Annotated in this window: 20 protein-coding genes and 2 pseudogenes; 4 read left to right on the top strand and 18 right to left on the bottom strand. The window is 51.9% G+C overall.

What is annotated here, in order from left to right; all coding sequences use genetic code 11:
* Positions 1-21 precede the first annotated feature (21 nt).
* The 6 genes from KY496_RS27465 to KY496_RS17400 form a co-directional block, all read right to left on the bottom strand.
* Positions 22-144 (bottom strand): hypothetical protein, encoded by a 123-nt coding sequence (locus KY496_RS27465; protein WP_373889459.1) that lies wholly within the window; start codon positions 142-144, stop codon positions 22-24.
* An 892-nt stretch (positions 145-1,036) separates the two neighbouring features.
* On the bottom strand, positions 1,037-2,917 hold the full coding sequence (locus KY496_RS17380) for a hypothetical protein (RefSeq protein WP_219861736.1): 1,881 nt from the start codon (positions 2,915-2,917) through the stop codon (positions 1,037-1,039).
* Positions 2,914-4,524 (bottom strand): hypothetical protein, encoded by a 1,611-nt coding sequence (locus KY496_RS17385; protein ID WP_219861738.1) that lies wholly within the window; start codon positions 4,522-4,524, stop codon positions 2,914-2,916. Before KY496_RS17385 ends, KY496_RS17380 begins: the two co-directional genes overlap by 4 nt.
* A 3-nt stretch (positions 4,525-4,527) precedes the next feature.
* The gene (locus KY496_RS17390) at positions 4,528-5,700 is read right to left on the bottom strand and encodes a site-specific integrase (RefSeq protein ID WP_219861739.1); all 1,173 of its coding nucleotides are present in this window, start codon (positions 5,698-5,700) and stop codon (positions 4,528-4,530) included.
* A 2,145-nt stretch (positions 5,701-7,845) separates the two neighbouring features.
* The gene (locus KY496_RS17395) at positions 7,846-8,826 is read right to left on the bottom strand and encodes a hypothetical protein (protein WP_219861741.1); all 981 of its coding nucleotides are present in this window, start codon (positions 8,824-8,826) and stop codon (positions 7,846-7,848) included.
* An 89-nt stretch (positions 8,827-8,915) separates the two neighbouring features.
* Complete coding sequence (locus tag KY496_RS17400; protein WP_219861743.1) at positions 8,916-9,986, bottom strand: CAP domain-containing protein; 1,071 nt, start codon at positions 9,984-9,986, stop codon at positions 8,916-8,918.
* A 208-nt stretch (positions 9,987-10,194) separates the two neighbouring features.
* On the opposite strand from KY496_RS17400, the gene KY496_RS17405 reads away from it, so the two are divergent.
* On the top strand, positions 10,195-10,530 hold the full coding sequence (locus KY496_RS17405; protein WP_219861745.1) for a helix-turn-helix transcriptional regulator: 336 nt from the start codon (positions 10,195-10,197) through the stop codon (positions 10,528-10,530).
* A gap of 272 nt (positions 10,531-10,802) precedes the next feature.
* On the opposite strand, the gene KY496_RS17410 is transcribed toward KY496_RS17405, so the two are convergent.
* The 4 genes from KY496_RS17410 to KY496_RS27305 all read right to left on the bottom strand — a co-directional run bounded on the left by KY496_RS17410 (position 10,803) and on the right by KY496_RS27305 (position 13,750).
* Positions 10,803-11,189 carry a hypothetical protein gene (locus KY496_RS17410; RefSeq protein ID WP_219861747.1) on the bottom strand — a complete coding sequence of 129 codons (387 nt, stop codon included), beginning with the start codon at positions 11,187-11,189 and terminating at the stop codon, positions 10,803-10,805.
* A gap of 528 nt (positions 11,190-11,717) precedes the next feature.
* A complete protein-coding gene (locus tag KY496_RS17415; protein ID WP_219861748.1) occupies positions 11,718-12,596 on the bottom strand; it encodes a hypothetical protein in 879 nt (292 codons plus the stop codon).
* 49 nt (positions 12,597-12,645) lie between these two features.
* The gene (locus KY496_RS17420; protein ID WP_219861750.1) at positions 12,646-13,605 is read right to left on the bottom strand and encodes a hypothetical protein; all 960 of its coding nucleotides are present in this window, start codon (positions 13,603-13,605) and stop codon (positions 12,646-12,648) included.
* Between the two features lie 10 nt (positions 13,606-13,615).
* Positions 13,616-13,750, bottom strand: a complete 135-nt coding sequence (locus KY496_RS27305) for a hypothetical protein (RefSeq protein WP_267877505.1) — start codon at positions 13,748-13,750, stop codon at positions 13,616-13,618.
* Positions 13,751-14,572: 822 nt separating this feature from the next.
* Between KY496_RS27305 and KY496_RS17425 the strand changes: the two genes are divergently transcribed.
* On the top strand, positions 14,573-15,481 hold the full coding sequence (locus KY496_RS17425; RefSeq protein ID WP_219861752.1) for a hypothetical protein: 909 nt from the start codon (positions 14,573-14,575) through the stop codon (positions 15,479-15,481).
* Positions 15,482-15,777: 296 nt separating this feature from the next.
* Here the strand turns inward: KY496_RS17425 and KY496_RS17430 are convergent, their stop codons facing one another.
* The 4 genes and pseudogenes from KY496_RS17430 to KY496_RS17445 form a co-directional block, all read right to left on the bottom strand.
* Entirely contained in the window at positions 15,778-16,227 is a 450-nt protein-coding gene (locus KY496_RS17430; RefSeq protein WP_229520305.1) for a HEPN domain-containing protein, read from the bottom strand.
* Positions 16,208-17,002, bottom strand: coding sequence for a HEPN/Toprim-associated domain-containing protein (locus KY496_RS17435; protein ID WP_267877506.1), 795 nt, complete (start codon positions 17,000-17,002; stop codon positions 16,208-16,210). Before KY496_RS17435 ends, KY496_RS17430 begins: the two co-directional genes overlap by 20 nt.
* A gap of 362 nt (positions 17,003-17,364) precedes the next feature.
* Positions 17,365-17,835 (bottom strand): 3'-5' exoribonuclease domain-containing protein, encoded by a 471-nt coding sequence (locus tag KY496_RS17440; protein WP_219861756.1) that lies wholly within the window; start codon positions 17,833-17,835, stop codon positions 17,365-17,367.
* A gap of 284 nt (positions 17,836-18,119) precedes the next feature.
* Positions 18,120-18,368 (bottom strand): annotated as a pseudogene (locus KY496_RS17445) (RtcB family protein); the annotation flags it as partial.
* A 119-nt stretch (positions 18,369-18,487) separates the two neighbouring features.
* Here KY496_RS17445 and KY496_RS17450 point away from each other — a divergent pair.
* Complete coding sequence (locus KY496_RS17450) at positions 18,488-18,907, top strand: hypothetical protein (protein WP_229409731.1); 420 nt, start codon at positions 18,488-18,490, stop codon at positions 18,905-18,907.
* Here the strand turns inward: KY496_RS17450 and KY496_RS17455 are convergent, their stop codons facing one another.
* From KY496_RS17455 to folE, 3 genes and pseudogenes are all read right to left on the bottom strand, one after another.
* Positions 18,908-19,435 (bottom strand): phosphatase PAP2 family protein, encoded by a 528-nt coding sequence (locus KY496_RS17455; RefSeq protein WP_229520306.1) that lies wholly within the window; start codon positions 19,433-19,435, stop codon positions 18,908-18,910.
* Between the two features lie 252 nt (positions 19,436-19,687).
* Positions 19,688-19,960, bottom strand: a pseudogene (locus tag KY496_RS17460) (transposase); the annotation flags it as partial.
* 80 nt (positions 19,961-20,040) lie between these two features.
* Positions 20,041-20,607 carry a GTP cyclohydrolase I FolE gene (gene folE / locus KY496_RS17465; RefSeq protein ID WP_005664537.1) on the bottom strand — a complete coding sequence of 189 codons (567 nt, stop codon included), beginning with the start codon at positions 20,605-20,607 and terminating at the stop codon, positions 20,041-20,043.
* Positions 20,608-20,750: 143 nt separating this feature from the next.
* Between folE and KY496_RS17470 the strand changes: the two genes are divergently transcribed.
* Positions 20,751-21,662 (top strand): hypothetical protein, encoded by a 912-nt coding sequence (locus tag KY496_RS17470; protein WP_219861757.1) that lies wholly within the window; start codon positions 20,751-20,753, stop codon positions 21,660-21,662.
* A gap of 4 nt (positions 21,663-21,666) precedes the next feature.
* Here the strand turns inward: KY496_RS17470 and nudC are convergent, their stop codons facing one another.
* Complete coding sequence (nudC, locus tag KY496_RS17475) at positions 21,667-22,488, bottom strand: NAD(+) diphosphatase (protein ID WP_184240225.1); 822 nt, start codon at positions 22,486-22,488, stop codon at positions 21,667-21,669.
* Positions 22,489-22,644 lie beyond the last annotated feature (156 nt).

Here is a 22,644-nt window from a genome sequence, read left to right on the forward strand (position 1 = left end):
CGTATGGTGATCAACTCGGGCTTAGAATGGAAGAAGTCGAATCGACTCCTCCTTGCACCTCGCAGCACTGCTTTCTGCTTTATAGACTGCCTGCCAGGACGGGAACATCGTCGGCAATAACCGCCAGGCGCAGCCTGTACGCAAAACATAGGATTACGCATTGATTAGCGCGCGCTGGCTGTAATGTGCCGGTGCCCCTGGCCTGGAGCACGCTCGAACAAGTCAGCGACCAAGTTCCATTCAGCATGGGTCAGGTTCGTACTATGGAGGGGTACGTCCTCGCGCCGATGCACTACCGTGTAGCCCTAGCGGTTAGGGCCTTTATCGGCTGTCGGAGACACCCAGCGTGTTCCCTTAAGCCGGACGATTCCCTACGCTCGCGAAGCGCGTTGAATCGTCGCTGTGTAGACACGCGGGCCGCAACGGCGATCCAGCTCATCGGCAATTTCTTTAGCCTCACCTGTGCGTGCTCTGCCACGATTTCGTGCAAAGCTGCGATATTCTCAGGCTTCAATACTGACGGCCTATCGCCAAGACTTACTGGCGGCTGAGGCGCGGATCTCTGTATCGTAGCCACAGCGTGCCCTCCGTATCGGGAACAGCATGCCATAGGTACTTCTTCAATTTTGTCTCCCCCCTCTAAGCCAGCCGCCGTGGCTTGAGCACCGAACCGCCAGACTCTAGAGCGGAAATTTTCCTCTCAAGCATTCTCACTGATAACAGGAGCCGCGCGTTTTCGCTTGCAAGACCTGTGTTCTGAGCCTTCAGAGCAGCGATTTCGGCCCGTAGTTCAGCTGATCTATGCTCAGCTTGCTGAACTAGCGTTCGCTGTTTCTCCAACTGCTGTTTCGGACCTCGACCTCTCCCATTATTAATCTGGACGGCGAGGTCTGGATACTTGGTATGGATGAGCGTATGGCTGACGCCTGCCTCCCGAGCAACGGCGCTTATAGACGGGGCCGGCTTTCCATCCCGTGCGTTATCGCGCTTGAGCTTCGCAAACGCCAACGTCAATCTCTTACTTGTTGGAATCTCTTTACTCATCATTAATCTCGTTCAGGGGTATTAGCTGGAACAGAATTGCTTCGGCAGCAGCAAGGCCATTTTGTGCCTTTGCTTTGCCACCAGGTCCAATGTCGTCGAGCTTGACCAAGTTCTCATGGTCCTGGCGTAGGTGGTTCCACACTTCTAAAAAGCTGTCGTCAATGACGCCATTAGCGCAGGTACCGCACCGTGGCGCCTCGAAAAGCCCTTGACCGCCACAGTCCCTCGCTTCAGCCAAGCACCAACTGTGGCCCGTGCTCCGGATGTTGATGCCCTCCCGTAGGCTGTCGATGAACTCGCGTCGGGTCTTGAAATAGATCGGCTGGTGATGCTTACCAGCGTAGGCCTTGATTCGTGCCCCCAAACCACCGGCGAGCGGCGTAGCTCCCTCCAGCCAGTGGCCCATCAACGCTGTGTCGAAGTAATCCGTCTCCGCGTCGATGATCTCATAGAGCTCCTTGTCGGTTTCCAAGAGCTTGGCATACCACTCAGTCATAACCACGCTCGCGTGCTTAAAATGGCGCTGCAGCGTGACCAAGTCAATGCGGGGACCTTTGTTCAAGTGCACGACGATGACGGCATAGGTGCGCCGGAACCTGTGCGTGGCAAGCAAAGCCCCGAGAATAATTCCCTTGCGTTTGGCAAAGGCGTTGAGCTGCTTGTTGTGCGAGCTGGTATCTGTTGAAACTACGCCGCGTGACGACTCACTCAGGAATAACCGATGGGCATTGCGCTCTAGCTCAAGGATGTGTATAGCTAGACTGGCCTTCTCCGCGTCGGCGGTTGCGACCGCGAACTTTTCACGTGCGATAGACAGCTCTGCGGCGATGCGTCGCCGCAGCGGAGCCGAATACCATTCAAGGGCGTCAGAAGCGTCTTTAATCACTTGAGGCGCTAACCAGCGCATCGGGCCATCGCCGATCTTGCGGGTTGCGGCTTTCAACCACCAATACGTTTCCCCGTCCACCGTTTCTGAATAAACGCAGTTGACCTCGGCCTCACCTAACTCGTGGACGCGACACCCCGTGGTCATGGCCATAATGATGTATGCTGCTGTTCGGATATCGCTGACGGCCGACTCGAACTCCAAGGCGTCTCGGAACCCTGCGGCTTGGACAGCGGGCTTTTTCACTCTATCCCCCCACGCCTTGCGATCGCATTTGTCCTTTGCAATCTCCCACTGCTCCAAGAAGTGATCACGCAGGCGCAATAATTCTGAGGCTTTAGCTAGGTGCGCCCTAGCAGCTGAAAACAGACTTGATGCCTCAGCGAGGGGAATGAGTTCGGTACGGCGATTATTGGCTGCCTCTGGCTCCCATAGTGCCCCTACCTGATCGAACCTCAGCGCGGTTGCAGCTTCGTCGGTGAAGCTGTCGATCATTGCATGTCGGAGTTCGTACACTTTCCTTAGGATGCCAATATGGCTGGACAGACTGCGGTCATATAGACCGTCATCGCGCAGCTTTTGGATGTACCTAGCTAGATCGAATGCGCGGACGTCACCGAATCGTTTGATACCGTTCAAGCTTGCCCACTTCACGAAGGCGTTCAGAACGACGTGCCTCTTCGGAATCGTCGATGGATCCAGTCGCATTCCACCCGGAGCCTTACGAAACGTGAGCGCTGCTGCAGCACTTCGCATTGACGTTACCCACTCGTCAGGTGTTCTGGCCCAAACAATTTCCTTGTCCCGCTTTCCTCGCGCCGCCCCGGGAAAGAAGCTCGTATAGTTCCAAATCGGATCGCCATAGCGGGAGATCGGCAAACGTTCACCAGACTTAAGCTGTATGTACGTAACGACGAGATCATTTCTCTCCGCAGGTAATAGCCCCATCGGCGCAGTATGCGACTCATAGGTCAAGTCTACGCTCATTGGAGAGACCTCAATGCAGCTAAAACCGAGGGGGACCGCCACATGGGATGTGGTTCGGTGCGAGCCCGGGCCTTCTCACGTTCAACGACAGTGGCATCAAATTTGGGCGCAATATCGCGATCAATCACTCTGGTGACCCATCCGAAGAGTTTGCGCCAATTATCCTGTCCAACATGGCTCCGCTGTGAAAACAGCGCCCAATAAAAACTGAACAGCTTGTACAGATCCTCCTGCAAAACGACCTGAGATTTGCATCGGAAGCAGGACAGGAAGTCGACACAGACTGAGCCGTCCTTTGGCGCTAACTCGCCATTGAAAGCATCCCTGCAGCCGCTGTGCGGAGTGTTGTCCCGCCGTACAGGATCTGACAGTGTGTCCACAAGCACCTCACCCGCCATCCGGTGCTCGTCGAGCATACTTGGGGTGACTGCCAGGTAGCGTTGAGCGACAGCGGGTGTATTTGAAACACTCCGAGCTGTCGCAATGAGGTCGCCTTTGGAAGCTCGCCAGACGCGGTTGACCTTTGTATTGCGGAACAACTGGCTGCTCATCTTCAGGCGTGTGCCGTCGTCTCGCAAGAGGTCGTGACGCAACGTAAATGAGTTGGCGACATTGCTGAGCGTCTCCGTGGTCATGCCACGGGGTGTCCCATCCAGCTCGTAGATCCATAGCAAGCCTTCAAGTTTCGATCCCATGGCCAGATTGGCAGCGTTCTCCGTTAGGCTCACGACCCGCTCGCAGAGCTTATAGACGTCGAGCGAAACCACGCGGGACTCTACAGGCCCCAACGGCGTGGTAGTGTAGTTGCCGGCCCTGCGTTTGAAGGTTATTAAGATCCTCATATTGATTCGGGGATGGCTCATGAAGCACTTCTGTAGGTCTCGCGGTATTTCGAGAAATGGAGTTGGGTTGACGCCAGTTTTCAGGAGGATTGCGAAAACACACAATCCGAGCTGAGTCACAGGCGTCCCCGGGTGTGTACCGTCGAACACCTGAGCGACCTCTATGGCAAGCGGCCGTAGGATGCGCTCGCGCTCGTCATCGGACAGCGGCAATATGTGGTAGCGGCGTCGGTTGACGTCAGTAGCCCCTGGGAAGGGGTTTTTTGAGAATAACCCTTGCCTTGGTAGCAGCTTGCGCTCAGCAATAGCTACCAGCACCGTCTTGACTTTCGCATAGACCGTGCGTGCGGTGTTCAAAGCCCATACTTCTCCGTTGGGCTTTAAGCGGGTTGATAGCCAGCCGGCAAACATATCAATCGTGTCAGCGTTGATGCTGCTCAAAGTCGGTGCCGCTCCCGAAGTGGCGCGTTCGGCGCAGAACCGGAACCAATAAATCACAGCACCGTTGGCAATGCTTTTCAAAGACAAGGGAGTAGGCCTGCCTTCCACAACCATCGCGCGCATGACTAGAACGAAGGCCGATACCGTGTCATCGAAACCTCGCCCGAGATATTCCGACCAATCGAACTTTTCGTCGACGCCGTGAGGTAGGGGTATCGTGAGAGTACAAACAGCCGCACGTTCGAGCATCGTGTTCGATGGAAAAATGGGGATCACTGGCTTCGGTGCCGGACCTCCGACTTTAAAATCCTTCTTTTTTGCCATTCATCAACCTTCTGCATCTGTTTGGTAACCCGATGCTAATGCATCAATCTCAGCTTGATACCGAGTGCCATAGACATCTTCGATTGAATCCAGCAGATGCAAGTAGCGAGATGTGGTGGAAATCTGATCATGGCCAAGTAGCCGTTGGACAATTACAAGTGGTGAGCCCATTAGCTTGCCAGCGTGCTTCAATTCTTCCAACGAGGCTAACGTGTGGGTGGCAAATGTATGTCTGAGCATGTGGGGATGGATATGAAATCCGACGCGAATACCAAGGCGTGATAAGGGCGTGAGCAAGCCATCGTTTTCAAACGGAACGCCATAACGCGTCAGGAACAGCGGTGCGCTTTCTGAACTCCCTGATGCCCGAGCACGTAGACGCGGTCTAACTACCTCTCGGTACTGCCACAAGAGATTCATGCAGGCCACTGATACCCGCACGCTGCGCCTTTTATCGTTCTTTGTAGACATATCCGCTGGGTCCAGCGTCACTGGTACGGTTTTTATATTGGCTGGCAGTTTGCTACAGTCAACCACATACTTCGTTGGAAAAGTAGATAATTCTTCAGACCTCAACCCCGCTGTTAAGCCTAGATAGATCTGTGCCCGATGAGTGGGATTTCGAACTGCCTCCAATGCAATATCGATTTGACTCCGCGAAAGCACTTCAACTGGTCCGTTGGGCTCGCGAAGATAGAGGCTTGACGCTGAGCGGCGACCTCGAGTAGCTGATGTATGAGATAAGCCACCGGTTGCTCCGGAAGAAATAACTTCGTTTCGAGTGAATGGCAGTTCATGAATGCGGCCAACCCGTAGCGCCCACTCGTAGAAGCGTTCTACAGTTGCTCGTTTGTCATTGATATATCCGGGTTGATTACCTACCGTAGAAGCGCACCACCGTACATAATGGGCTAGTGGAGCGACATCGCCACTACCTTCCGCTGGAATGTGATCCCAAGCGAACCGGTTCTCAAGATACCCAAAGTAATCATACATATGCCTGGCATAAGCTTCCCAAGTCTTAATATCCTGTGCACCGGATCGACCGAGAAACTCATCGACGAAAAATAGTAATACAACTTCAACTATTGCCCCAGTAGAATCGACAAGAATAGGAAATCCTTCATAATTCTGCCCTCCTACAGTAAACGATGAATCGCTGGAGTAGATTCTCATTGGCCTATTTGAAGAGGAAAGTGAATTGAGACTGCGCATACTCCCGATGCGCATGTAGGAATCAAGTACACAACATGTGTAAAAATTTCGTCACTGGCATTAAAACTGTAATTTCCGCAATACCCGTGATTTCGATAAGAATCATAACACGTTTATCTTGAAAATCTATCTTAATTCAAAATTTTTTCAGCAGTTTGGGGCCAAGACTTTTCGTTAGAATAGGCGAGCGCTCTTCATAATAGGGCGACTAGTTGCAACGTTCCATTGATGGGCACGACCGTTTTCATTGATAGAAACGCGCAAAGCCGTCATTTAATACTCGACGAATAACGGACGACGGATGCAGCAAGAACTTATTCTATTTTTAATTTAGAAATGGACAGGCATTGCATATCGTATCCATCAACACAGGATAAATTAAGATCAATAAAATCAATGGGTTACCCCTAGCATAAGCCACTTTGGTCTTAAAACGAAATTTGGCTTGGCTACGAATAAGCAAGTCCTGAGTAGCGAGTCTGCAGGTAGCGCACTAAGCAATAGTGAGCATATCCGAGTCAGTTCTTATGTAGATAGGTTCACCTAAATTTAAAATCAAAAACAGTCATGTAAGCGTTGGCCGAGAGTTTTCTATGGTAGTGGAGCAGATTGGGGAAACCCTTTCGATCTAGCTAGCTGTCTTCGCAACAACTAAGGTGCATGAAACCGACCCGAAAATTCAACTATCAAGAAGGCGATCGATGCTCTCAGAATTCAAATTCTGTTTTTGAATTCAAAAATTTAGCCATTGCATACGCATCCACAAGAAGAGGAAAAAATCATTAACTTCAACTAAATCAATGAGTTAGCGCTCCCAGGCACAGTTTATTGATCTAAGATTGAGATCAAGCTGGGTTGCTTATTAGGCGAAGGGAGTTCCAAATTTAAAAACAAAATCCGGACAATGCTAGCCTGTCCGAAAATTCTGCATGCCGTCGCGTCACCTTCGGTTCCAAGGTAGGGAATCAGAAAAGTTCGGTCAGTCTATGTCAAGCGTTGTCTCACGTTGCTACTAGACAAGAATTGAGGCATGCCGATTCTCAGGATATGTTCTGCCTGTTCATAAAAAGGATAGACCTGATCCGGCCCAAGCGGACTGATACCAAGTCGTATGTACAGATCAATTCAAAAATAAAAACGCGATGGCAAGGGCTAGCAATCCAGGTCATCAAAAGAAAATTTTTCCTCTGTCGACAGTCTCGAATCTGCTCGTTATCTAAATTTGGTTGCGAAAGCTAGATTTGCGAAATTGCTGCCAAGTCTGCCAAAGTGACGCAATTCAAAATTAGGCATATTCATTTTTTTAGACATTAGGATTTTAGCAACCCTACAGGGAGACTATTTTTACCTCCACCGAAAATGCCCTTCGACAAGCTGTTTCGTGGATATGCTTAGTCGAGGTAATAGTAGACTGCGCTAGCAACGCTTAGAATAATGCAGGAAGTGGGCTGCTTCACCGTTCCTAATAATGTTCAGCTAAGAATCCGACGAATCATCTTAGATCTATACGTATCCCTCATGCTGGTGTACATTACTACGATAAACGTAGAATTTGAGGTTGACGTTTGCTATTCCAATTTTAAAATTTTAATTTTCTCAATACAAAATATGTTTCAAGTAGATAATTCTTGGCGTTGCCATCGATCTGAATTACTTCAGGCCATATTTCCAAAACCAGAAGTTCAACGATATCGGATAACTGAAATTCCCGTGAATTCTCAAATATTCCATGCCGATATCCAAACTAAGAATGAAGGTGAATTGTGCTGGTCTCGATATTTATTCTTCTCATTTCGAGACATTCTTGATTTCGTGGCAGTAGAAGGAATTGTTAGTTGCAAAGTTAGCATACAGTCTTCCAGATGCGACTCTAGAGAATATTCTATTTTTGCAATTCACCAAGCCTTTGAAGTCATTGATCATCCAGGAGCCTATTTTTTTAAATGTTCCGATGGAAAATTTCGGCGGGATTCAATGCATGAGTTTAGCATAGAGGATGAAAAGTTGATATTGACATGGGATTTAGAATCAAAATGATTTTTCGTTAACAATAAAAAATAGGGCTTGAAAGCCCTATTTTTATCGTTATTAATTGAGATCAGTAATTTAGTGCGCGCTTTTCCTAAATAAAAGTTCGCCATTTTCTGAGTAAACCTCAATCGTAGCAATGGTAGCGTTAATTGTAGGTCCGCCAGCGTTTGTAGCATCCTTCAATTGCACATAGGCCTTTAACTTTGTACGCTGTGACTTACTTCTAGCGCGCTCTATCTTTTTCGCCTCGTCAATCGATTTCGGATTATAAATTAACAAAGCAGCTGGAACGGTTAATTCATAGTGAGGCGGATTTTTCTTACCCTGTGTCACCGCTTTATAAGTGTACCGCTCAGCATCGCGCTTTAGCATCGGAAGATCAAAGCTGTTCTTATCAAAGTCGTATCGACCTAGTTCTAGATCACCTTCCAAAATTATGAACCGATGCTGTGCTTTTTTCGATTCGGCTTTCGCAGATGCAGCCAAATTTTTAATCTGATCTCTACGTTCAAAAGCATCGCTTGAAAAAGGCTGATCTGAGAATATACTCGCGATCTGCTCGTCGCTTAATGGACTCTTGTTGAGAGCAAGGAAGATTAGAAGGTGATCCTTTTCTGTAACAGGCTTTTTGTACGATGTTATTAGGGCGGGTTGTAACACAACTTTTGTTGCCCGACTGGCGTCAACTACACACTTGCTGACGACAAATTTTTGCGTGAGACGCGTGCCTCGATCGTACATTGGAGATCGAATGAATGCAGCTGCAGCGTACTTTTTATAAAAATCGTACACGTCGATGGCTGCGGCACTTTCGCTCGACGACATCACTCGTATTTTTAATGGACTAAGGGCTTCGAACTTACCTCCACGTGCCGCGCTTGTCCATAAATTACTCGATCGATTAATTGCATCTTCGTTTATGCTAGCCACATCACAAAGAAAAGTTTCAGAATCCTTAGGGCCAGGATCGATCGGTCCAGGTAGTGGGGGAATGTTCTGAGCAAATACCTGTGCGGTAATCAGCAAACTAGAAGCTATAAGAAAGTTTTTTAACATTTTTTTGATTATGATTTGACGAGCTCATCGCGCCAGTTCGAAAAACGATTGTTCTGCGGTGCGGATTTTGAGCAATCGACACAAAATTTTTAACATCCGCGCTTGAACGCGCCAGTGGTAAAGGTCCACGACTTGTCGATCGCCAGACCTGCTGCGCTACCAGTTGCTGCGCCAGTCGCCTTGCCAATGAAACGGACGTTGTACTTGGTGTTTGGCTTGAACGATGCCTTGCCGACCAGGAAAGCGACGTTCGGGGTCAGGTAGGTGTTGTCCTGGGTGCTGGTCGCTTTGGTGATCAGGCGAGCATCCAGCGGTGCAGTCTGACCCTCTTCCGTCACGGTGAAGCTGGTCACGTTCAGGATGGTCGATGCTTCCGAGGTCAGGCTAACCGGCGTGCTGGTCTTGGTGCACATGTTTTCCTGGGTCATTTCCATTTCCTGATAGAACGGATTTGGCGATTCCACGCTGTGGCTCAGCCACACGCCAGTCTGGTTGTTAGCCGGGTACACGCCGACGTAGTCACCAGCATTGATCTGCGGAGTGGTCCGGCCGATGTTGACGTACAGCGGGCTTTCTGGGTTCTCCGGTGCGATACCCACGGCGGTCAGGCCCTGGTTCATCATCGCTGCGCGGTGATATACGGTGTTGGCCAGATTGTCGATCGCGTTACCTTCATCGTTCGGGAACATGATGCTGAAGGCGATCACTTCCGTTGCGCCAGTGGCCGGGTAGCCAGCAGCGATCAGGCGGCTCAGCACATCGACACCAGTAAAGCCAGGCTTGCCGACGACCTCTTCGTGTGGCGAAGCGCCACTCTGGTTGGCCGTCACGTAGGCCGCGTGGTTCTTCGCCGCGATGTCAGCGTTGGCGTTCTGATTCACCGGACCCAGACCTTGCACAGTGCGGAAGGCGTTCAGCTTCTGGAGTGCCTTCGCTTCGCTCGAGCCTGCGGCGTAGGTCGGTGCTGCTGCCGTTTGCAGGCTGGCCGCTTGTGGGGTCAGGGTTGGCGTAGGAGTCGGGGCGACTGGCTCGATTGGGTTCGTCACCACCGGAGCGATCGGATTGCTAGCAACTGGGCTCTTGTCGCCACTACCACCGCCGCAACCCGACAGCACGATTGCTGCAAGCGTTGCTACTAATGAAACTTTTGATACACGCATATTTTCCTTGATCGTTGTAAGAGATAGTCAGGACGAGATCGTCAGCACGGTTGTCTAAGTAGCGCGTGTACGTACTAATCTAGGATGCACATGCCCTGGTGACTAAATGAGAATGCCTCGTTGACCTGAGTAGGCAGTATAGCAACTTTTGACCAGAATCTACGTTTTTCGTAGAGATATGCACTTGGGGTTCTACGAATATCGAAGGATGCGTCAGACATCCAAAACGATTAGTCCCACATTCGGCCGTCGACTACGCCAAGCAAGGCTGAGGGCGGATTTGCCACAAGACCGCTTAGGGGTGTTGGCGGGACTGGAGGAATCCTCGAGCAGCGCGAGGATTAGTAGATATGAAGGCGCGGTTCATGAGCCTCCCGCAAAATTTGCTAAGCAGTTGGCAAGGGTACTGGGCGTACCAGTCGCCTTTTTATACTGCGACGATGATCGACTTGCAGACATCATGCTTTCTTATTCGTCCATGTCTGAAGTGCAGAGGCAAGAACTCCTAAATATCAGTAAAAGGCTTAGCGACTTAAATCTTTAATTTAGCCTTGATCAGGTTTGTTTTTGCATACCAGCGCCGAATCCTGTTAAGTTAAGGATAATGAAGTGATTCTGACTCAACGTAGATCCCTATCCCTCAATAACAGAAATTTTAGAGATTGAGCTGGTTTTGATATTGATTTAGCGGTTACTCATATCAAAAATAATTTCTCGGCGAATTTCGTCTGTTAAATTTATGATTTTCTTGCACGCCATTTAACAGACTTTGCCGAATAGAACTAAGGGAATGGGGCTCTCTCTTGTCGATGCAAATTATTTAGGGATCGAATTCCATTCAAGCTGTTCGGCAACTTGGTTAATGACCCACATTGCCTCAGCTGCACCTGTCCATTTGGTTGCTAACAGTCGAACGTGATAATGCTCGAGTATTTCTAACTCGGTCATATGGGAACGTTTCCCAATTTTTGATTCTTTCGCCTTAACCGCTAGTTGATTAGCGAGATCACTGCAAATACTCCACCGTTCGTAAACTTCGGGTGGCGATGAACCTGCTTCATAATATCGCCCATTGTATAAATTGGCCAAAATTTTAGGCTGAGCTCCCGGGAGGGCACCTGCGAATGAACCCCTTGGGAAATCAGGTGGAACATTGAAATCTTCGTCTGCTGACATATCATTGCATTTTGATTTATCATTCATAGGGACTCACTAATGATTGTTCAAATTCAAACATCTTGAGGCTTCCCGCAATAGTTAGGTGCATTATGCACCTGTTATCTCCAGAAGGCATGCTGTCATAGAATACTGACGTATGAATTATACTTCCATGACATTGGTGTGGACGATCATGCATAGGACTCAAGCGGAAAAAATTTTTTGATCCGAGCGTATGTTAGTGCGTAGGTGGTGATTGGAGGGTACGCGTAATAAATGCGTATCCTAAAAACGATGGTGATCAGCGGAGGATTGCATATCGTCAATGTTGGCATCGCCATTGCGATACGTGGAGTAAATCAGGTGAGAAGTCACTATGCGTCCGCTGCGCACGTATTGCAGGATAGAGATGCACCCTTTGCAACATTGGGCTGAAAACGATTAACTCGCAGCATCGCTCAGAGCGTTTTAAGAGATCCGCAACATTCATGAGCGTGTATTGTCCTGCTGAGATGACCTGATTTTTACATGGTCTGGACACAAAACGAACGAGCGGGTTGCACAGATCCACCACTAGACGACGCAAACGCAAGCGGGATCAGCGTTGGTAAATCTGGGAGCCACCTCGTTGTGATACTCAGCCAACCATTCATATTTGGCTTGAATGGAAGCCGGATGCCCTCGGCTATGGGCATGCTCAATTGTACGGGCGTGACCAGCGAACCAGTAACGGAGGTTCTCCAACCGCCAGGCCTCCATCTGCTGATCCTTTTGTTCAGCAGAGAGGGAGAGCAGTGCTTTTCGATTGGTGGGAGTTGGAGTCCAGTCAACTTCTCGGGCAAAAATTGACAGGTAATCTAGATGTCTAATGGTGATAGGCTTTCCGGCCACCACGCCACTGTACTCGCGGATCATGGAGGGCAACGGGTCGTAATCGTCAGAATAGGCAGCTCGTCCGCTGTGGTTAGCGAGAAAGCTGTAGACCCGATCTGTGACCGCAATCACTGGCACAGACGCTGCACCCTCTAGGGCATAGGCATTTGCTAGACTCTTGCTCACAAGCGTCGTGCCGTCGCGATACCACCAATTAAGATCGACGCCGCCTCGCATGAACAGCGCATGTTCGATGCAAGTTGCTTGAGCAAAGGCCATTGAATGCAACTCGCTCATGAGTGCGTCAAACGTGCCTCCGATTTCGGTCATTTCAGATGCCAAGGGCACGTTGACAATCACAGAGTCCGAAAAGGCAAGAACTGATTTTCCATAAGCAGCGTGCATTTCTTTGTCAGATGGATTCTTTGGGTTGTGCTCGAACGCTCTCCGAATCTGACTGATGCACTTAAGCAGTTCTTCAAGATCGTAACTTGAGTTGGCGTTAATCACTTGCGACCCAAATCCAAGAATGTCTACAAATGCAGTTAACCCGTATGAAAGCTTCGATTTCTTTAACACTCTGACTCCCTGAAGGTGAATTATCGTGGTAGCCTCATAGGCATGTCGCTTAGCTTTCTTCCAACGACGAACGATCTATCCTGGCGGCCAAACCGTCTGCGTAATCGCAAGACTCACAAAAGTGGCTTTTCTGGAAGACCTGTCCGCATCCATCGCAACGCTTGAAGTGCTCATACCCACACGCGACGCAGTAGCCCCGGGAAGCGAGCACGAGGTCTGACATGCATTTTTCGCAGTCATCGTTTACGGCTTCGCCTCCGTACTTGATCGAACGGCAGTTCTCGATGGCCGCCCAGCTCAGGAACGCTGCCTCCATCGCGCTTGCATACCCTTCTGCGGCTCCGCAGGCAGCGCAAGCGAATCTGACCTCCCTCAATGGTGCTCCGGGGTCCACTGGCGAGACTAAGTCGCCGTCACACGTTCCGCAGAGGTAGTGGTCAACGGCGATGTTCAGCAGTTCGGGATATGGCCAGTTCATCTGCCCCATGCGGTCGTTGCAGGCATTCTTCTCAACATCGTGGATGGCCTTCTCCTGCAACACCATTTGCCAAATGTCTGGGTCAAAGAGCGAAGCTGCCTCAACATCCATCTGCTCTCGGCAGAACCGGTTGATCAGATTGACGGCGTTAGCGATGCTCTCCCGGAGTGCTTCGACAGGCACGTCAGCCACGTAATGCTCGATCCGATTGCGCTGGCTGATGATGCGATCCATCTCCTTGAAGTTGAACCGGATACCGACCAGCTTGAAGCGTTCCTGAATGCCGTGGTAGTCGATCGTCTTGTCGCCCTTGGCGGTCCACGAAGCCCGGCCGTCTTGCCAGGCCAGTTGGAAGTCCTTCTTGATCAGCGTCTCATCCGGAGCCAGCCGAGCTAGCTTTGCCTTGAATAGCAGGAGAATGCCTGCACTGATGTTTCTCAATGCGGACAATGGTCGATGCCTGCCTTCGCTCTTGTAGTCCTCGATGCCTAAAGTGATCGATGCGATGGCGTTGGCGAGAATGTTGTTCATGGTGGCCGCCTTATGCAGTGCGGGCGGGAGCCACCAGCGGCGCCCTGATCGCACCGCATGCGAAATCGATGTCTTCAAAGATCATCTCTAACCAGTAAAATTGGCCCGGCATCCCGAGCACCTGCCCTTGAGTTTTTGAATCCATGTCTATCATCCTTGACGTATGCGCTACGTCGGCTTTAACCAAACCCGGCCACCCGATCCAGCATAGCAGCTTGCTATATTGAAAATCCAGAGGGCGCTGCCACAGGAATTGAAATTCCCAAAGCGGACGACGTACGTCTGCAAGTTACGGCCGTTTCTGGGCTGAAGCAGATGGTCAGAACGATTCAAACTACGCACGTCTTACTTTTCGCGTAGCCAACTATCGGCACACGCTCCTACTCCCTTAACTCTATACACTCACGAGCTAGCGAAAGGAACGCACTGTCATTTTCTCCGTAGCAGGCGTACGATGCCGTCATTTTCAGGAACGCTTCTAGGTGTTCCTGGTCAAGATTAGTCAGCCCACTTAAGTCCGCTTTGTACAACCTTCCATTGTACATAGCTAATACAACGGATTGCAGAAAGTGACCCGCTCCATAGTTACCTAGTATCTTTTTGCGATGTGTGATGAATGGTGAGATCATTGGCCCTCCTTAACGACAAGACCGGTACAATACACTTTTTTAGCAAAGAGGAAAACCAGATTGTCGAAATCTTTGTATTATTCGAAAGCAGCCGGTTAATTTAGAAATCATGCGGGCCTCAGACGATAGAAATTCAACTAGGAGTGCTAACAAAACCGCCAAGTTGCCGCAAATGCAACAATTGATTATACTAGGATGTGCGCACTGCTTGTTTTCGGCAGAAAGTTCGTCTTTTGCGTACTTTCTATCCTCTTGACACATGCAAGGGTTGCCGGATGGAATTAACAATGTGCGTATTTGACCGGGTTACGTTTGTACTTATGGGGGATTAACGTGGAATGATTAACGTTCATATAGCGCCGTTTTCAGCAAGAGTTCGTGGTACACATCGTCAAGTTGATTCTGAATTTCCTGCCAGTGCGCGAGTAGGCCTGCTGCACTTGCTCGCTGAACTTATAGAGAAAGGCTTCATTGATAATTGGATTCCGTTCGCAAGGGAACTTCAACGACTGGGTCGTTTACCGCCAGTTCAGTATGACGGTCAAACAGTCGCTCACCTTAAACAAGCACGCAACGATGCTACAGTCGCGCTTGACGGTTTGAGTTGGGAAAGATGCTACGATTTTTGCGAGCGATTACACAGCTTTTTAGCGCGGGATGTTGGTCATTACAATAATTTCGGCTTCGAAGTGGAAACTGAGAAGTCTGAAGTTCAATCGCTTATTGGGGATGAACTACAACGCTTATTTGCGGAAGAGCAGCTAGCATACGAGTTTTCAGAGGGAATGGTTCGCCGTCGAGGGAGAAAACATACTGTTGATGTATCAACTCGTGCCCAGGTCGTACTCGGCGACCCTCGACTTGTCAGCGCCCGTAAGCATTACGATAAAGCCCTGCAATTTTTTCGTGATCCTCGACAGCCAGATTTTGAAAATACAGTGAAGGAAGCTGTTTGCGCAGTGGAGGCTGTAGGAAAAACTTTGTACCCTGCAGCCAAGGCGTCGACGTTAGGGGAGCTCGCAAGGTGGCTTGGTGCAAATAAAGAGAGACCTATCCCAAAAGCGCTGGCACAAACTATCACTGGTATTTACGCATATCGGAGTGGCGGCGATGGCGTAGGCCATGGGGGCGCTGACGGGGGAGCAGCCACCCTTGAGGTTGCAGAATACGTGCTCGCCGTTTCTGCCTCACAAATCATTTATTTGGTTGACGTCGCTAGCACATACGATGAGAACATTCCATTTTGATCCCCGGTTGCCCGCTCTTACCTCAGCTGATCATTAATTTATCGAACCTCTGCTTTTGGCCAAATCTGGCCGTTAGAATTAGCATATCAGGGTACGAACCTGAGAAATCTTGGATTACAAAAAGGGGCATGAACCGACCCAAAACCGTCCTTCGTGGTCTCGCAGCATCAGACTGCTATGCCGAGAAATGATTAAAGAAATCTAGCTTGGCCTAGAATTTGTTTTAGAAAACTTTTTAAACCTAGTGGATCGCTAATAGACATGGGCTAGGCCGGGCGTCGACAATAAATATAACCTTAGCCGGTAGCTTCAACAGAGGTTGTATCATTTAACAAGCCGTCCTTTACTTGTTTATCGATGTATTTGATCACGTCACTAACTAGGCTAATGAGCGTCCCTACATCAGTCATACTTACTTCGACATGCCCACCTGAAGTGCTCTTTCCATTGCGATGCACTATGTCATGACGATTTCGTATCGCCTGATGCAAACTCGCCATTTGATGCCTGGGGAAATCAGTATCGAGGACAGCTTTATACAGATTCGGAATTTTCTCCAAGTTATGGAAACTCATCCTGTCGATTTCCAAACCAATTTCATCCTTGAGTGTATTCACCCTGTCAAGAATGCTTGATATAGGAATTTTCTTTTCTTTAAAAGTCTCGTGGCTTCTGACAAATCGCAGTTGTATCGAAGGCCGATTTAGAACTTGCTTCTTAAATGTATCAGCTAAATATGTTTCCATGGCCGTTACAACACTTGCATAAAGAATTCGTGCTAGTACAGCGTTTTTTTCGATCTAATTCCATTAATGCTGTGGTGTCGCTAATCGCAGTTTGGAAGACTTCGTAGAACTTTGTAAATTCTTGCTGATACTCTTCTAAGTCTTCAAATTCCTCGCTCCACCCGGCATGTATCAATTCGGTAACGTCCTGCACACATTCTACAGAGTCAGGAAAGATTTCGAGGAGTGCAGTAGCATATCCCTCTTTAGTTAAGCACGGAAAACTGAAGTAACCGGCAGTCGGATTGCTTGAGTAAAAAACCTCGACACGTAGCATGAAAGTTAAAAGCTCATCGTCATATTCCACCTTTTCTGAATCGAAATAACTTGCATCGAGCTTTCTCTCATGAATAATTCTCAGTCGCTCGATCCACTCTGCCAGCGTAGATTTTTTCAAAACAGGAAGAAAGCGAGCGGCATCGCCATCAGGAACAAGCTCGATCATGTCTTCTGCATCTTTGATCTGCTGATTTAATTGTTGCTTAAACTCTCGTTCTAGATTTTCAAGATTATAGCCTGCGAGATTAAGCCGGCGACGCAGCACACCGGCTGGAATTCGATATTGGTATATTTTTATCTGTTCCTCTTTCGGCTCCCACATTGGATCGCCGTAGTAATCAGTACAAAAAACCGTTTTGATTACTCTATTTTTCTTATTGAAATACCATTCATCGAAATGATTTTGGGTTTCGTCAATTTTCATCCCATCAATTTCTATTGAAGCCCAGCTAGACATAACATCCCCCGGAGGAAAAGTTTTAAAATTACCTGAAAGTTTGATTACACGCTTGCATGCCAAGGGGCTAGGCGATCGATTCGAAATTCATAGAGGGCAATGCAAATCTATCTACTTTGCTACCAAGGAATACCATCTTCATCCAAGATAGGCGGTGGTCCAAACAAACTAATCAAGTCAGATTCATATAATTTCACGATCAGTTTTTCGCTGAGTAAGCGACAAAGATAGTGGGTGTTCGTAGACCACGCATATTTCAACCTCTTCTTGCACAATCTGTTTGATGACGCGGAGAGTAAAAGGTTCATCCTGACGATTACAGTCATATGAGATATCAGCAACCAGACGACGGCCGTTTTTATTCATCGTACTTTACGAAGCCATCCTCGAAATGCATAGTGTAATGCCCTCGCGTCGTGCAGCGCATGATGCTCAGGTTGCTTATTCTTAATATGAAATTCGTAGCGCTTTAACCCATTCGCATAGCTTGATCCAAGATTACGAAACAAGACAGATGACGGCTTTTGATTCCTAAAAATCTGTTCGAGCATTTTATAATCGTACTCAGAGTCATAACAAATCAACATCACTCCATCCGTCCTCACTGAATCAATCCAAGACAATAGACATCCCCTGATATCATCCAAAGTGTATTTCTTTTTTTCTGTTAGTAGTGGAACGACTTGATCTAGAACAAAATTACTGCACTCATATTGATCGTATTCAGCTTCTGCATAAAATTCCTCTCCAGACACCGCAACCAGTCCGATGCTAATCAATTTCGGCGACTCAAAGTTTGTGAATTCAGTATCGACAAAAATTTGCTGCGGCATCACAAATCCTATGTGCAAACAATTCACTAACGTGTAAGCTCCCCAAGCTATCAAATTGACTTGCTTGATCGCCACACTCCCCAACAAATTTCTCCGCCAAATTCGGCCTCGGTGAGTCGTAACGAACCTGTTTACGCGTTATGGACTCAAGATAGACCTTGGGAGTTGAACCATGACACCTCCCTTGAACGCAGGGAAGTTGTTATCGATAGACTATGGCTCACTTGCTTTTCTAGAGCAAGTCCATCTGCGTGCCTACCTGGTTACAGGTGAATGTCGGAAGAACAGCCGATGTCGACGCCGACCGCGGCCGGGATCACCGCCCCCAGGGTCGGGATCACGCTGCCGATCGTCGATCCCTTGCCAACATGGACGTCGGGCATGACGGCGACGTGGTGGAAGACGAACGGCAGTTGCGCCAGTTTCGACAACTGTTCCTTCGCCTCCGGCTCGACCGGCACGCCCCTGGTCCACATCTTCACGGGACGACTGGCTGTCGGGCCGCCGAGCACTTCGTAGTCGTTCTTTTCCATGCGGCGCATGATGGCGCAAAACGACAATCCATGCTGTCCGCCTGAATTGGCGCCGTCCTTATCGCTATTGCTATACTCGGCACACCACACTGTTGCATGAATGAACAATGACACTGCCGATGCGCCTTCCCCTCATCCTCCTGGCTCCGCTGCTGTTGACCGGCTGCTTCATCGAGACGGCCACCTATTCCATCGATCCGAACACCGATCACGCGATCACGGTCAGGGTCGAGAAAGAAACCTTTTGGGCCAAGGAAGGAACGCTGCGCGTGATCATGTCGCGCCTGCCGGAATGCCAGCGCCAGCTCGAGCTGGGGTCGGTATGGCTGTCGGGTTTGCAGGTCGAGTTGTTCGGCAACGGCAACAACGTGTATACCCTGCGCGCCGATGACCAGGCCTGGCAGATCGACACCACGGGCTGCACCGAGCTGGCAGCGCCGGATGCCGACGCCGTCACCGGCCTGCCGCTGGGAATCTTCGAACTCGGCGATGACGACAAGCTGACCTTCGAAAAGCCGGAAGCGTCGACTGAAGAATAATCAGGGCCGCAGCCACCCGCGTCCGATCGGCAGCGCCAGCAGCCGGTGATAGACCAGTTCGAGCGCCGGCAGCGCCCGTGCGCAGGCGGCCTGCGCCAGCGGCGTATAGGCCAGCAGCGCAAAGCCGCCCGACACCAGCAAGGCCCCGATCATGTCTTTCGGCCAATGCACGCCGAGATAGACGCGCGACCAGGCCACGAGCAGCGAGATCGGCAGCATCACCAGTCCCAGGCTGCGCGCCAGCGGCACGCGGCTGAAGGCCAGCACCAGCGCCACCGAGAAGATGCTGGTCGCGTGGTCGCTGGGGAAAGAGCTGTCGGGGGCATGCAGCAGGAAGGTATGGCCGATCTCGGCCACGAAGGGACGCGGGCTGTACCACAGGTGGCCGATCATGGCGTTCAGGGTCAGCGCACAGGCCGCCGCCAGGAAGGCGCGCAGCGCCACCTCGCGCCGCGGACCCGTCCCACTGGCCCACAACAAGACCAGGGAAAAAGGCACCAGGAAAATCAGCCATTCGGCTGCAAACATAGCCCCCAACAATTGCCAGCCAGTCAGGCCAGCATGGGCATTCAGGGCGGAAAACAGGATCAGATTGACGTGCTCGAACATGGCGCGGGGCTATTGATGAAAAATTGATAACTTTTTCCATAGCTTAGCCCATCCATTCCTGCGCACCTTTGGCAAAGTGCAACAGAATGTGACAAAAAAGTGACAGCTCGTGCCGGGCGCCTAGCGTTTGTGCATCAAGGAGCGCAGCTGGGCGAGTTCGGCCTGCCTCTCCGCTTTCTCCAGCACGCTTTCGAGCAGCGACTGACCGTTCTCGCGCTGCATGGTCCACTGGGTGAAATACTCGTGCACGGTGCGCCAGGGCGGATAGCCGGCCGGCATCGCACGCCAGGTGGTGCCGGTGTGCAGGAAGTACAGCACGGCGCAGAACACATCGTACAAATCATGCTTGCGCGGACGCGTCTTGCGCCGGGCCGCCTCGAGCATGGCCCGTATCGCCTCGAACTGCTCGCGAGGAATATCGCTGGGATAGGCTGGACGATCCATATTGACCTCCAAAACAACTTGGAGGTCCTGATCTGGAACAGGTTCCCGTTGTATTTACAACGTAACCTATTCGCGGGATCTCAGTCGCGCGCCAGCGCGAGGAACTCGGTGCGCAGCGCCAGGTTCGGTTGCAGCTCGCCCAGCAGCGTCGAGGTGATGGTTTCTTCGCCGATGGCGCGGATGCCGCGGCTTTCCATGCACATATGGCGGCACTTGACGACGACGCCGACGGCCTTCGGTTCCAGCACTTCCATCAGCGCATTGGCGATCTGCATCGTCATGCGTTCCTGCACCTGCAGCCGCTTGGAGAAGATGTCGACCAGTCGGGTCAGCTTCGACAGGCCCACGATCTTTCCGTTCGGCAGGTAGCCGACGGTGGCCTTGCCGAAGAACGGCGCCAGGTGGTGTTCGCAGTGGCTGTAGACCGGAATGCCGCGCACCACGATCAGTTCATTGTATTCCTCGGCGCCATCCTCGAACGCCTTGAGCACTTCCACCGGATCCTGGTTGTAGCCCGAGGTCCAGTGTTTCCAGGCTTTCGCGACGCGTGCCGGCGTTTCGACCAGGCCCGGACGCTCCGGATTTTCGCCCAGGCTGGTCAGGAGACGACGCCAGTCGTGTTCTGTGAAAGCTTCTTTGTCAGACATGGTGCACCTTAAAAAAACGATTGCCGCAAGTATATAGGGAAGCACCGTAGCCGGCTGGCGGCCGCCCTATTCTTGAGGAAAATTAAATCCGATATGACACAGATCGCTTAGCGTTGAGTGTGGTTCCAGCCTGGGAGAGCGCTATGTTCGGCAGCACGGTTCTGGAAGTCGCCATCGGCCTGGCATTTTGCTACGGCACCCTGGCGCTGGTCGTCACCACCTTGCAGGAAGCGCTGGCAGCAAGCTTCCGCCTGCGCGCCGGCATGCTGCAAGATGCCATCAAGCGCATGCTGAACGATCCCCGCTTCGACGCCACGGCGCGGGCGCTGTACGCGCATCCGCTGGTCAACCCGCACGCCGGTGCGCTCGATCCCGGCGCACGCCTGCCCGCCAGGCTGCGCCCATCCTACATCGAACCGGCAAACTTCGCGATCGCGCTGATCGACGCCATCCGCGGGGGCCAGGGCTCGCTCGAGGCCGACATCGCCGCCGTTCCCGATCCCCAGTTGCGGCGCACCCTGCAGACCCTGTACCAGCAGGCGGGCGGCGACCTGCAGCGCTTCCAGGCGGCCCTTGCCGGCTGGTTCGAAACCGCCATGGAACGCCTGTCCGGCGTCTACAAGCGGCGCCAGCTCCTGATCTCGTTCCTGGTCTCGCTGCTGCTGACGATCCTGTTCAACATCGACAGCATCCACCTGTTCCAGACCCTGTGGCAGCATCCCGCCATGGCGGCCCACATCACCTCCGTGCCCGACGGGCTGGACGCCGACGTGATGGCCCAGCTGTGGGTGCTGCCGATCGGCTGGCAAGCCTTTCCGCCGCTGCTCGATGCCGATTTCGCGCTGCAGGCCTCGGGCTGGCTGGTGACCGCCAGCACCACCCTGTTCGGCGCGCCGTTCTGGTTCGACATCCTGCAGCGCGCGATCAACCTGCGCAGCACCGGCGCCAAGCCGGCCCCGCTCAATGTCGAACAGTCCCTGGCGCCCACGCCGGCGCCGGCCGCGGCCCGCGCGCCGGATGGCGTAACGGTGGTGGTGGCGCCGGCCCGGCCCTGAATCCCTAGCGGCCGGGCGGGCGATGGGCGTCCACCAGGACGCTCGAGATCGACATCTGCGGCACCCGCTCCGGCCATTCGTCGTTGGGCCCGAACCAGCGCGCCTCGGCGATCTCGCTGGCGTCGACCCGGATCTCGCCCTCGAGGTAGTCGGCCGTGAAGGCCAGCATCAGCGAGTGCGGGAACGGCCACGACTGGCTGGAGAAGTAGCGCAGATTGTGCACGCGCAGGCCCACCTCTTCGAACACCTCGCGGTGGATCGCTTCCTCGATCGACTCGCCCGCTTCCAGGAAGCCGGCCAGCGGCACGAAGCGCTGCGTCGCATGCTGCAGGTGCTTGGCCAGCAGCACCGAGTCGCCCTTGCGGATCAGCACCATCATGGCCGGCGAGATGCGCGGATAGGCCATGTGGCCGCAATTGACGCACTTGAAGCAACGCTCGCCGACGGCCAGCACGGTGCCGCTGCCGCACACGCCGCAGAAGCGGTGGGTGCGCGCCCACTCGGCCACTTGCGCCGCCCTTCCCGCGACGCCCACCAGCGCCTCGTCGATCACCCCGAACAGCGCACGCAGGCCGCGCCAGGCATGGCCCGGCGGCAGCGCCGGTTCCAGGTCGAACCAGCCGGCCTGGCAATACCGTCCGTCCAGCAAGCCCAGCGGCTGTAGCGTGTCGCGCGCCACGCCCATGCGCTCCAGCGCCGCCGCGTCCGGCAAGGCCGGCCCGTCTTCGCGCACCAGGAGCTGTCCCTTGTGGAACAGGAAGTTCAAGGGTTCCGGGTCGGGATGCGGCGCGAACAGCGGCGTGAAGGAGGCGGGCGTCTGGAGCATGGTCGGGAGGATGGTGGCCAGGATCCACGGATGATACCGCCTTTCCGGTGAGCGTACCGGCGCCGGCCCGGCGCCGCCGGCCGAATTCGCCGCATGGCCGCGAACTAATCCTGAACGGTCGCGCTCAAAGAATGGCTGACTACCAATGGCTGACTA

Source organism: Massilia sp. NP310 (assembly GCF_019443485.1).
Classification (GTDB): Bacteria; Pseudomonadota; Gammaproteobacteria; order Burkholderiales; family Burkholderiaceae_D; genus Telluria; species Telluria timonae.

Coding starts and splice junctions, on each gene's coding strand:
- KY496_RS27305 (WP_267877505.1), bottom strand. CDS start 13,750: ATGGATTCAAAAACTCAAGGGCAGGTGCTCGGGATGCCGGGCCAATTT.
- KY496_RS17455 (WP_229520306.1), bottom strand. CDS start 19,435: ATGTTTGCAGCCGAATGGCTGATTTTCCTGGTGCCTTTTTCCCTGGTC.
- KY496_RS17410 (WP_219861747.1), bottom strand. CDS start 11,189: ATGAATGATAAATCAAAATGCAATGATATGTCAGCAGACGAAGATTTC.
- KY496_RS17380 (WP_219861736.1), bottom strand. CDS start 2,917: ATGAGCGTAGACTTGACCTATGAGTCGCATACTGCGCCGATGGGGCTA.
- KY496_RS17390 (WP_219861739.1), bottom strand. CDS start 5,700: ATGAGAATCTACTCCAGCGATTCATCGTTTACTGTAGGAGGGCAGAAT.
- KY496_RS17420 (WP_219861750.1), bottom strand. CDS start 13,605: ATGAACAACATTCTCGCCAACGCCATCGCATCGATCACTTTAGGCATC.
- KY496_RS17430 (WP_229520305.1), bottom strand. CDS start 16,227: ATGGAAACATATTTAGCTGATACATTTAAGAAGCAAGTTCTAAATCGG.
- KY496_RS17425 (WP_219861752.1), top strand. CDS start 14,573: ATGATTAACGTTCATATAGCGCCGTTTTCAGCAAGAGTTCGTGGTACA.
- KY496_RS17400 (WP_219861743.1), bottom strand. CDS start 9,986: ATGCGTGTATCAAAAGTTTCATTAGTAGCAACGCTTGCAGCAATCGTG.
- KY496_RS17450 (WP_229409731.1), top strand. CDS start 18,488: ATGCGCCTTCCCCTCATCCTCCTGGCTCCGCTGCTGTTGACCGGCTGC.
- KY496_RS17470 (WP_219861757.1), top strand. CDS start 20,751: ATGTTCGGCAGCACGGTTCTGGAAGTCGCCATCGGCCTGGCATTTTGC.
- folE (WP_005664537.1), bottom strand. CDS start 20,607: ATGTCTGACAAAGAAGCTTTCACAGAACACGACTGGCGTCGTCTCCTG.
- nudC (WP_184240225.1), bottom strand. CDS start 22,488: ATGCTCCAGACGCCCGCCTCCTTCACGCCGCTGTTCGCGCCGCATCCC.
- KY496_RS17435 (WP_267877506.1), bottom strand. CDS start 17,002: ATGTCTAGCTGGGCTTCAATAGAAATTGATGGGATGAAAATTGACGAA.
- KY496_RS17385 (WP_219861738.1), bottom strand. CDS start 4,524: ATGGCAAAAAAGAAGGATTTTAAAGTCGGAGGTCCGGCACCGAAGCCA.
- KY496_RS17395 (WP_219861741.1), bottom strand. CDS start 8,826: ATGTTAAAAAACTTTCTTATAGCTTCTAGTTTGCTGATTACCGCACAG.
- KY496_RS17440 (WP_219861756.1), bottom strand. CDS start 17,835: ATGCCGCAGCAAATTTTTGTCGATACTGAATTCACAAACTTTGAGTCG.
- KY496_RS17405 (WP_219861745.1), top strand. CDS start 10,195: ATGCGTCAGACATCCAAAACGATTAGTCCCACATTCGGCCGTCGACTA.